Annotated in this window: 7 protein-coding genes and 2 pseudogenes; 4 read left to right on the top strand and 5 right to left on the bottom strand. The window is 67.8% G+C overall.

What is annotated here, in order from left to right:
• Window positions 1-8: 8 nt before the first annotated feature.
• Together AOK11_RS04425 and AOK11_RS04430 are read right to left on the bottom strand one after the other, a co-directional pair.
• On the bottom strand, window positions 9-308 hold the full coding sequence (locus AOK11_RS04425) for a putative quinol monooxygenase (RefSeq protein ID WP_055592300.1): 300 nt from the start codon (window positions 306-308) through the stop codon (window positions 9-11).
• A 14-nt stretch (window positions 309-322) separates the two neighbouring features.
• Entirely contained in the window at window positions 323-1,309 is a 987-nt protein-coding gene (locus AOK11_RS04430; RefSeq protein WP_055592301.1) for a carbohydrate kinase family protein, read from the bottom strand.
• Window positions 1,310-1,574: 265 nt separating this feature from the next.
• Here AOK11_RS04430 and AOK11_RS04435 point away from each other — a divergent pair, with 265 nt between their 5' ends.
• From AOK11_RS04435 to AOK11_RS04450, 4 genes are all read left to right on the top strand, one after another.
• Window positions 1,575-2,591, top strand: coding sequence for a sugar ABC transporter substrate-binding protein (locus tag AOK11_RS04435; protein WP_055592302.1), 1,017 nt, complete (start codon window positions 1,575-1,577; stop codon window positions 2,589-2,591).
• A 153-nt stretch (window positions 2,592-2,744) separates the two neighbouring features.
• Window positions 2,745-3,758, top strand: a complete 1,014-nt coding sequence (locus AOK11_RS04440; RefSeq protein WP_055592303.1) for an ABC transporter permease — start codon at window positions 2,745-2,747, stop codon at window positions 3,756-3,758.
• Window positions 3,758-4,594, top strand: coding sequence for an ATP-binding cassette domain-containing protein (locus AOK11_RS04445; RefSeq protein WP_055592304.1), 837 nt, complete (start codon window positions 3,758-3,760; stop codon window positions 4,592-4,594). Before AOK11_RS04440 ends, AOK11_RS04445 begins: the two co-directional genes overlap by 1 nt.
• Before the next feature lie 77 nt (window positions 4,595-4,671).
• Window positions 4,672-5,694, top strand: a complete 1,023-nt coding sequence (locus AOK11_RS04450; protein ID WP_055592305.1) for a LacI family DNA-binding transcriptional regulator — start codon at window positions 4,672-4,674, stop codon at window positions 5,692-5,694.
• Between the two features lie 70 nt (window positions 5,695-5,764).
• Here the strand turns inward: AOK11_RS04450 and AOK11_RS46640 are convergent.
• The 3 genes and pseudogenes from AOK11_RS46640 to AOK11_RS44495 all read right to left on the bottom strand — a co-directional run.
• Window positions 5,765-5,921 (bottom strand): annotated as a pseudogene (locus AOK11_RS46640) (DUF933 domain-containing protein); the annotation flags it as partial.
• 654 nt (window positions 5,922-6,575) lie between these two features.
• Window positions 6,576-7,061 (bottom strand): site-specific integrase, encoded by a 486-nt coding sequence (locus tag AOK11_RS42680; protein ID WP_055592306.1) that lies wholly within the window; start codon window positions 7,059-7,061, stop codon window positions 6,576-6,578.
• Between the two features lie 58 nt (window positions 7,062-7,119).
• A pseudogene (locus AOK11_RS44495) lies at window positions 7,120-7,287 on the bottom strand (transposase); the annotation flags it as partial.
• Between the last annotated feature and the right edge of the window lie 179 nt (window positions 7,288-7,466).

Raw genomic sequence — 7,466 nt, forward strand, 5'->3', positions numbered from 1 at the left:
GAGTGGATTTATGTGCGGTCGATCTCCTCAAGGAACGTCAGTACAGAGGCGTCCTCCTCGATCAGTGGGGTGAGGGCGGCGTTGAACGGGGCGCCGTACGGGGCGTTCAGGTGTGCCTTGAAGGCGTCCTCGTCCCGGTAGACCTCGAAGATCCAGTAGGCGCGCGGGTCGGCCGCCTTGGTGTAGACGTCGAAGGCCAGGTTGCCTTCCTCTTCGCGCACTTTCAGGGCGTAGTCCCGGATCAGGCGAGCGACCTCGTCCTCCGCTCCCTCTCGGGCGGTGAACTCGGCGAGCAGGGTTTTCGTCATGGTTTCCTGTCCTTTCAGTGGGTGGAGTCGAGGTGCCGGACGACGGCCTTGTCCGTCGGGAACGGCGCCAACTGGTCGTGCCACGGCGGGTTCGGGCCGGCGACGGAGCAGGTCAGGGCCGCGACGTGTGTGGCGAACAGGCAGGCTGCCTCGACATCGTCGAGACGCAGGTCCGTCAGCCTGCCGCCGAGGAGTCCGCGGGTGCCGAGGTGGTGCAGCAGTCCGGCGGTGAAGGAGTCCCCCGCACCGACCGTGTCGACGACCGGTGTCGCCACCGCCGGCACCTGCACCCGTTCCCCGTCGAGTGAGGCCAGCGCGCCGTCGGCGCCGCGTGTGATCACGACGAGCCGCGCGCCCGCCGCATGCCAGGTGTCGCACGCCTGCTCTGGCGGTGTTCCGGGCAGGAGGAGTTCCAGGTCGTCCTCGCTCAGCCGCAGCACATCGGCGAGGCCGCACCAGTGCGCCAGCCGGGCACGGTAGACCTCGGGACGTACCAGGAGGGGGCGGACGTTGGGGTCGATGCTGATGGTGGCCCGGGGGGCGGCCGCTGCCAGGAAGTCCTCCACCACGCCTGCCCCGGGTTCCTTGACCAGGGCCAGTGACCCGGTGTGGACGCAAGTGGTGTCGGTCAGGTCCACCGCGGCCAGTTCCGCGCTGGTCCACTGCCAGTCGGCGGTGGCCTGGGCGTGGAAGGAGAACGTGGCCTGCCCATGGGCGTCCAGCTCGGCCACGGCGAGCGTGCTGGGCTCGGCGGCCTCGACGGCGTGCGAGAGGTCCACGCCCGATGCCGCGAGGTGGGCCCGGAAGAGGCGGCCGAACACGTCACCGGACAGCCGTGCGAGGAAGCGGGCCGGAGTGTCGAGCCTGGCCAAGGCCACCGCCGTGTTGGCGGGTCCGCCGCCCGGCAGCACGCGCAGGGCAAGTTCGTTCCGGGCACGCGCGGGTTCGGTGAACGCGTCAGCGACGCACTCTCCCAGGACGGTGATCTGGCGCGGGCTCATGGGCTGCTCTCCTCTTGGAACGCGCCTTCTTGGAACGCGCGGAGCGGAAACGGGCATAACCCGGGCTTGCCGGCGAAGGGCCTCGGGCGGGCGACCGCCGAGGGGCGTTGCCGATTTGTGACGAGTGCAAGGCATTGACGTTGCCGGGGAACGGAGTCCATCATCCTCGTCAAGCAGTGTCAACGATGACATAGGTCATCGTTGACATCGCGGGACGGCATGCCCCGCTGCCGGCCACCCGCCCGACATCCCGCTGGAGTCGTTCATGTCACACGTCTCTCGTCTGCCCTCCTCCTTGCTCAGAGCCGCTGCGTGCACGGGTGTCGCAGCGCTCGCCCTGACCGCCTGTGGATCCGGATCCGGATCGGGCAGCGCGAGCACCGGCTCGGGCGAGGTCAAGGTCGGCCTCATCACCAAGACCGACACCAACCCGTTCTTCGTCAAGATGAAGGAAGGCGCGGAAAAGACCGCGAAGGCCGAAGGCGTCAAGCTCATGACCGCGGCCGGCAAGTTCGACGGAGACAACGCCGGTCAGGTCACCGCCATCGAGAACATGGTCGCCTCCGGCGTCAAGGGCATTCTGATCACCCCCAGTGACTCGAAGGCGATCGTGCCCGCGCTCGAGAAGGCCCGCGCCAAGGGCGTCCTGGTCATCGCACTCGACACCCCGACCGAGCCGCAGAGCGCCGTCGACGCTCTTTTCGCCACCGACAACCTCAAGGCCGGCGAGCTGATCGGCGAGTACGCCAAGGCCGCGATGAAGGGCAAGACCGCGAAGATAGCCGCCCTCGACCTCGCGCCGGGCGTCTCCGTCGGCGTCCAGCGGCACAGCGGATTCCTCAAGGGCTTCGGCGCCACCGACAAGGACGTCGCCTGTGCTCAGGACACCGGCGGCGACCAGTCCAAGGGCCAGACCGCGATGGAGAACTGCCTCCAGAAGGAACCCGGCATCAACGTCGTCTACACGATCAACGAACCGGCCGCGCTGGGCGCGTACACCGCGCTGAAGGCCAAGGGCCGGGAGAAGGACGTGCTGATCGTCTCCGTCGACGGCGGCTGCACGGGCACCCAGGCGGTCAAGGACGGCAAGATCGCCGCGACCTCGCAGCAGTACCCGCTCAAGATGGCCGCCGAGGGCGTCAAGGCCGTCGTGACCTACGCCAAGGACGGCAAGAAGGCGTCGGGTTACACCGACACCGGCGTCACTCTGATCACCGACAAGGCGCAGGACGGCGTCACGTCCAAGGACACCGCCTACGGCCTGGAGAACTGCTGGGGCTGAGCCGCCGCCCCCAGCTGCCGCCGTTCGACACCCCTCAGCGGGGCGGCCGGCCCCTCCTCCCCGACCGGGGACGGCCGCCCCCTCGTCCTCCTGCCGTCCGACAACGACTGACCAGTCCTGACAAGGACTTGTGTCTTCCGACAAGGACCTCGCATGACCGCCACGTCCACGCCACCGTCCACGTCCGCGCCGTACGCGGAGCTCAAAGCGCCCACCACGGTCCGCAGACTGCTCACGCAACCGACCACCGGACCTCTGGTCGCCCTCCTCCTGGCCTGTGTCTTCTTCTCCGTCTCGAGCGACCAGTTCCTCACCGGCGGGAACTTCTCGCTGATCGTGCAGCAGGTCATGGTCGTCGGCACCCTCGCCATCGGCCAGACCCTGATCATCCTCACGGCGGGCATCGACCTGTCGTGCGGAGCGGTGATGGCGTTCGGCAGCATCGTGATCGCCAAGATGGCCGCCGAGGGCTCCCTGCCCCCGCTCGCCGCGATCGCGCTGGGCCTTGTCGTCTGCGGCGGCTTCGGCATGCTCAACGGGGCGTTGGTGCAGAAGATCCCGCTGCCGCCGTTCATCGTCACCCTGGGCATGCTCAACGTGGCGTTCGCGCTGACGCACATCTATTCCGAGGAACAGACGGTCACCAACCTGCCCGGCCCGCTGACGGCTCTCGGGCAGACCTTCCCGCTCGGCAAGACCGACATCACCTACGGCTCGCTGGTCACCATCGCCCTGTTCCTCCTCCTCGCCTACGCGTTGAGCAGCACCGGCTGGGGCCGGCACGTCTACGCCCTGGGTAACAGCCCGGAAGCGGCCCGGCTGAACGGCATCCGCACTTCCCGGCTGACCATCGGCGTCTACACCGTGGCCGGCATCCTCTACGGCATCGCCGCCCTGCTGCTCATCTCCCGCACCGGCGTCGGCGACCCGCAGGCCGGGCAGACCGACAACCTGGACAGCATCACCGCCGTGGTCCTCGGCGGCACCAGCCTCTTCGGCGGACGCGGATCGGTCCTGGGCACGTTCATCGGCGTCCTCATCGTCGGAGTCTTCCGCAACGGCCTGCAGCTGATGGGCGTCGCCTCCATCTACCAGACCCTCATCACCGGAATCCTGGTGATCCTCGCGGTGACCGTCGACCAGATCTCCCGGAAGAAGGCCCGTTGATGAGCGCCACCTCCTCCCCCACTCCTGTCCTGCAGGCCCGCGGTCTGGTCAAGCGCTACGGTCACGTCACCGCCATCGACGGCGCCGACTTCGACCTGCTGCCCGGCGAGGTCCTCGCCGTCATCGGTGACAACGGCGCCGGCAAGACCAGCCTCATCAAGGCCCTCACCGGCGCGGTGGTACCGGACGAGGGCGAGATCCGCCTCAATGGCAAGCCGATCCAGTTCTCCGGCCCCCGGAGCGCACGCGCTCACGGCATCGAGACGGTCTATCAGGACCTCGCCGTGGCAGCTTCCATGGACATCGCCTCGAACATGTTCCTGGGCCGCGAGCTGCGCCGCCCGGGCATCCTCGGCAGTGCCTTCCGCATGCTCGACAAGAAGCGCATGCGCCAGGAGGCCGCCGAGCACATGGCCGACCTGAAGATCGGCCTGCGCTCGCTGACCCAGGCGGTCGAAACGCTCTCCGGCGGACAGCGGCAGGCCGTCGCGGTCGCCCGCGCCGTCGCCTGGGCCCGCAGCGTCGTCGTCATGGATGAACCCACCGCCGCCCTCGGCGTCAAGGAGTCCGGACAGGTCCTCGACCTCATCCGCCGCGTCCGCGACAAGGGCATGCCGGTCGTCCTGATCAGCCACAACATGCCCCATGTCTTCGAGATCGCCGACCGGATCCACGTCCACCGGCTGGGCCGGCGCGCCGCCGTGATCAAGCCCTCCGACTGCTCCATGGCAGAGGTCGTCGCCATCATGACCGGCGCCCTCACCGTCGACGCGGCCGGAGATACTGTTGTAGCGGATTCCGCGGCAGCGAAAGCCGCCGGAGTCCAGGCCACCTGACAGCTCAACCCCGCTCTCGCATGTTCCGGCCGAGGCCGCGGCCGGAACCCGAGAGCACTCAGGAGACGGTTTCCTCCATGGCAGCGAGCCGCCGCCCCACCCTTGCCGATGTCGCACGAGAAGTCGGCGTCAGCGCCAAGACAGTCTCCCGTGTCCTCAACGAGGACGGACCCGTCTCGGCGCAGACGCGGGAACAGGTACTCGCCGCGGTGGCCAAGCTGGGCTTCCAGCCGAACCTCATGGCCCGCAACATCCGCGTCGGCGGTCCGGACACCACCATCGGACTGGTCATCCCCGACCTCGCCAACCCCTTCTTCGGCGCCGTGGCCCGCGCCATCGAGGACACGGTCCGCGAACGCGGACTGACTCTCCTCATGGGGTCGTCCGCGGACGACCCCGACCGCGAACGCGCCCTGACGGACAAGTTCCTCGCCCGTCGCGTCAGCATCCTCATCGTCGTGCCGTCCTTCGACGCCGACCACTCCCACCTCAAGTCCCACCGCACGGCGGGGCTTCCCATCGCCTTCCTCGACCGCCCGGGAGTCGGCCTGCCCACGGACAGCATCGTCAGCTCCAACCGTGCCGGAGCCCAAGAAGGCGTCGCCCACCTCATCGCCCACGGGCACCGCCGCATCGGATTCGTCGGCGACCTGCCCGTCAAGCTGTACACCCGCCGCGAACGCCTCGCCGGATACCGCGCGGCCCTGCGAGAAGCTGGCCTCCCCTACGACCGCGCGCTCGTCGCCAACAGCCACGACCAGCCAGGCGCCGAGGCCGCGACCGCCCAACTCCTCGAACTGGCCGATCCCCCCACCGCCCTGTTCGCCGGAAACAACATCATGGCGCTCGGCATCGTCGCCGAACTCGCCCGCAGCAAGCGCAAGGACGTAGCAGTCGTCGCCTTCGACGACGTATCACTCGCCGAGGCACTCGAACCGGCCCTTACCGTCGTCGCCCAGGACCCCGAAGAACTCGGCCGCACCGCCGCGGCCACCGCCCTGGCCCGCCTCGACGGCGACCGCTCCCGGGCTCACACCATCACCGTTCCCACCCGGCTGATCGTCCGGGGCTCGGGGGAGCAACCTGCACCCAAGCCGTAGACGGGATGCCTCTGCTTTCGAGGGCCTCATAATCCTGGGCCGCGACAACCCAGCATTGACCAGGTCGTCGAACGTCCGCTTTGACGAAGCCGTTCTGGAAGTCAGCGTGGATGACGCCGGCGGCCTCCGGGGCGGTGGCACCCTGCTTGATGGTCCAAGCGCGCGACTCCTCGGGGCCAGCCGTGAGGTAGGTACCAGGCCGAGGCGTCAAAGCCGACACGAGCCAGCGCAGGTCGGCTACGCATTCTCGCGGGCCCGCCGAGTGCCGAGCGGCCCAGCCGCAGTGTTGGTTGCGAGCACAGTGGTCGTCATGGTCGTCGTCTCCTCGGGACGGGCAGATGAGGCCCCGCTGCCCTGATCCCCGCTACACCTCGGCATTCAGCCGCAATGGCTCCTACCTGTTGGAAGTGGATCACATAGACGATCACACCAAGGGGGCGCGGACCTTCCCAAGGCCATGATCGCTCTGTGCCCGAACTGCCATGCCCTGAAGACCCGTGGGACGGTGACCGACGAGTTCCGTGCTCTCCTTCGCGCTACGGCCCTCGCCAGGCACCAGCTACTGCTCGCCGCGGCTCGATGAACCTGCCCCTTCATCAGCACAGACAAGCTGGCTGATGGTGCGTGTGGTGCCTAGCGGAGCTCATTGAGGGTGCCCCAGGACCAAGATTCAGGGTACGCGGCCAGTTGCCTTGAGTCTGAAATATCAACCGCCTGTTCGTGCCGGTCAGAGTCGTGTGGGCAGGTGTACCACCAGCAGACGAAGAACCTACTGTCAGCCATAGTCCAATCAGGCGGCTTCCCACAGACCGGCATCCAGGATGCGGGCGGCCTTGGCGATGCTGCCCGGCATCAGGTGCCGGTAGGTCCGATACGTCTCCTCAATGGACTTGTGCCCCATCCATGCGTTCCATCGGCTCCGTGTAGTAGCCGCTCGGGCCGCGCAGCAGGTACCCATCCTTCGTGGCTCCGTGCTTCTCTTGGTACCGCTCCATCGCTTCCCGCACCGAGCGCGGAAGGGGGACCTCCCGGAACTCCCCCGCCTTGCGGTGCTTCAGCTTCGCCGGCTTGTGCGTGTTGGAGTGGATCTGCTCATGCACCCGGTAGACGTCATCCGCCACAACGTTGTTGACGTTCACCGCCCGGGCTTCCCCGTTTCGCAAGCCGCAGCCCACCATCATGACGATCTCAAGCGCGAGATACTCGTCAGCGGCAGCCAGCGCCTTCTTCACGTAGGCGAGGGGTGGGATGACCACCTTCCGGCGGACGTACTCCGGCTCCTGGACCCCCTTCAACGGATCGTCCGCCATGGCTCCCTTGCCATAGGCGTCCCGCAAGATCGCCTTCAGAGTGCGGAAGATGTTCACTGTGATGGAATCCCGGGTCGTCCAGCTCCAGGGCCAGGGCGTACTTGAAGTCGATGCTGCATCGCACCGCCTCGGCCGCCTGCCGGTCGGAGAGGTTGAGCAGGAACTGCAGCACACAGACCGTGGCGAGTTGCGCAGGAGAGAGTCCGGGGCGGCCGTCGCGCGGATACCAGGAGACGAAGTCCGTGTCGTCCCAGAGCCCGTCAAGGTGATCACGTACCCACATCGCAGTCGTACCGCTGGGGTTACTGGCCCGCGCTATCCGGGCGGTGAGCTCCGGCACTACCGCACCAAACCGGGGACGAACAGACACGGACCACCTCAGGAAGACAGGACGCCTACCGAACCACCCGAAGTGTTCCAACCGCCGGCTGTCCTGTCCCGGGAACTTCAAGATCCCCGACT

It is taken from the genome of Streptomyces hirsutus (assembly GCF_001418415.1).
In the GTDB taxonomy this organism is placed as follows: domain Bacteria; phylum Actinomycetota; class Actinomycetes; order Streptomycetales; family Streptomycetaceae; genus Streptomyces; species Streptomyces hirsutus.

What these genes read in the sequence shown, in the direction of transcription:
- AOK11_RS04425 (WP_055592300.1), bottom strand. Translation starts at nt 308, where the DNA reads ATGACGAAAACCCTGCTCGCCGAGTTCACCGCCCGAGAGGGAGCGGAG.
- AOK11_RS04430 (WP_055592301.1), bottom strand. Translation starts at nt 1,309, where the DNA reads ATGAGCCCGCGCCAGATCACCGTCCTGGGAGAGTGCGTCGCTGACGCG.
- AOK11_RS04435 (WP_055592302.1), top strand. Translation starts at nt 1,575, where the DNA reads ATGTCACACGTCTCTCGTCTGCCCTCCTCCTTGCTCAGAGCCGCTGCG.
- AOK11_RS04440 (WP_055592303.1), top strand. Translation starts at nt 2,745, where the DNA reads ATGACCGCCACGTCCACGCCACCGTCCACGTCCGCGCCGTACGCGGAG.
- AOK11_RS04445 (WP_055592304.1), top strand. Translation starts at nt 3,758, where the DNA reads ATGAGCGCCACCTCCTCCCCCACTCCTGTCCTGCAGGCCCGCGGTCTG.
- AOK11_RS04450 (WP_055592305.1), top strand. Translation starts at nt 4,672, where the DNA reads ATGGCAGCGAGCCGCCGCCCCACCCTTGCCGATGTCGCACGAGAAGTC.